The sequence below is a fragment of the Collimonas silvisoli genome, assembly GCF_018305005.1.
Classification (GTDB): Bacteria; Pseudomonadota; Gammaproteobacteria; order Burkholderiales; family Burkholderiaceae_D; genus Collimonas; species Collimonas silvisoli.
This window is the reverse complement of sequence record NZ_JAGQEG010000223.1, coordinates 1-945: the sequence shown is the minus strand read 5'-3', so window position 1 is coordinate 945 and position 945 is coordinate 1. Positions and strand designations below refer to the sequence as shown.

1 protein-coding gene is annotated in these 945 nt (G+C 58.5%); it reads left to right on the top strand.

Going from position 1 to position 945, the window contains the following annotated elements:
- Window positions 1-138 precede the first annotated feature (138 nt).
- Window positions 139-945 (top strand): 3-isopropylmalate dehydrogenase (leuB, locus tag KHU33_RS26120; protein WP_211468469.1); only part of this gene is annotated, 807 nt, incomplete at its 3' end.

Below are 945 nucleotides of genomic sequence, written 5' to 3'. Positions count from 1 at the left end.
TCGGCCTGACCTTGCGCCAGTCCGACAAGATCCGCGAATTCGAAGAGCGCCATCTGTTTGCGCAGCCTTGGTTGAGCAACACCATTTAAGAAGCTTGTCGGCCACGGATATTTTTTGAATCATTCAATCCAGGAAAAAATGAAAATAGCAATTTTGCCAGGTGATGGCATCGGTCCGGAAATCGTTGAACAAGCGGTCAATGTGCTGCAAGCGCTGGGCGAAAAATTTGAACTGGAAACCGCGCTTGTCGGCGGTGCTGCTTATGCCGCCCACGGCCATCCGCTGCCCGATGGCACCTTGAAGCTGGCAAAAGAAGCCGACGCCGTGCTGTTTGGCGCGGTTGGCGACTGGCAGTACGACAGCCTGGAGCGTTCGCTGCGTCCTGAGCAAGCGGTCCTGGGCCTGCGCAAGAATCTCGGCCTGTTCGCCAATTTGCGTCCGGCGATTCTGTATCCGGAACTGGCCGGCGCCTCGACGCTGAAGCCGGAAGTGGTGTCGGGCCTGGATATCCTGATCATTCGCGAACTGACCGGCGATGTGTATTTCGGCCAGCCACGCGGCGTGCGTATTGCGCCGGACGGCGCTTTCAAGGGCGAACGCGAGGGTTTCGACACCATGCGCTACGCCGAATCGGAAATCCGCCGCATCGCCCACGTGGCGTTCCAGGCTGCGCAAAAGCGCGACAAGCGCCTGACCAGCGTCGATAAAGCCAATGTGCTGGAAACCTTCCAGTTCTGGAAAGATATCGTGACCGAGGTGCACCAGGACTATCCGGATGTCGCACTGGAACACATGTATATCGACAACGCCGCCATGCAGCTGGTGCGCGCGCCGAAAAAATTCGACGTGATCGTCACCGGCAACATGTTCGGCGACATCTTGTCCGACGCCGCTGCGATGTTGACCGGTTCGATCGGCATGCTGCCGTCGGCTTCGCTGGACGCC